Source organism: Bradyrhizobium sp. Kon69, assembly GCF_055807515.1.
This window is the reverse complement of the sequence record NZ_JBVVOS010000091.1, coordinates 1-670: the sequence shown is the minus strand read 5'-3', so window position 1 is coordinate 670 and position 670 is coordinate 1. Positions and strand designations below refer to the sequence as shown.

The following is a 670-nucleotide window of genomic DNA, read 5'->3' as shown; positions in this document are numbered from 1 at the left end:
GAGTAGTCGCGAAAGTCGTAGCTGTACTTGAGGTAAATCGCCTCGATCAACAGGCGCAGCTCGATGTCGCTGCTTTTGTCCAAAAAACTTCGCTCCACTTAAATGCGTTCCATCTTCGGTAGCCATACACGAATCAATGAGAACAGACGGTCCAGATCAATCGGTTTGGCCAGGTAATCGTTGGAACCTGCGGCCAGGCAACGCTCCTGGTCGTCTTTCATGGCTTTGGCGGTCACGGCAATGATCGGCAGCTTTTTCCAGCGCGGGTCCTGGCGGATCAGAGCCGTCGCTTCGTAGCCATCCATCTCCGGCATCATCACGTCCATCAAAACCAGATCGATATCCTCCACTTCATTGAGCTTGGCGATGGCTTCATGGCCGTTGCGCCCGATCACCACCACGGCGCCCTTGTGTTCCAGCGCACTGGTCAGGGCGAAGATATTGCGCACGTCATCGTCCACCAGCAGGATCTTGCGCCCTTCGAATACCTTGTCGCGGCTGCGCGCCGTCTTGAGCATCTTCTGGCGGTCATGGGACAACTGGGATTCGACTTTGTGCAGAAACAGCGTGACTTCATCGAGCAGGCGCTCCGGAGAGCGGGCGCCTTTGATGATGATCGAGCGCGAATACTTGCGCAGTTCCGCTTCTTCATCGCGGGTCAGGTTGCGCC

Annotated in this window: 1 protein-coding gene; it reads right to left on the bottom strand. The window is 56.4% G+C overall.

Features of this window, described 5'->3' with window-relative positions; genetic code table 11:
- Positions 1–98: 98 nt before the first annotated feature.
- Positions 99–670 (bottom strand): response regulator (locus AC0L3U_RS38320; protein WP_473364950.1); only part of this gene is annotated, 572 nt, incomplete at its 5' end.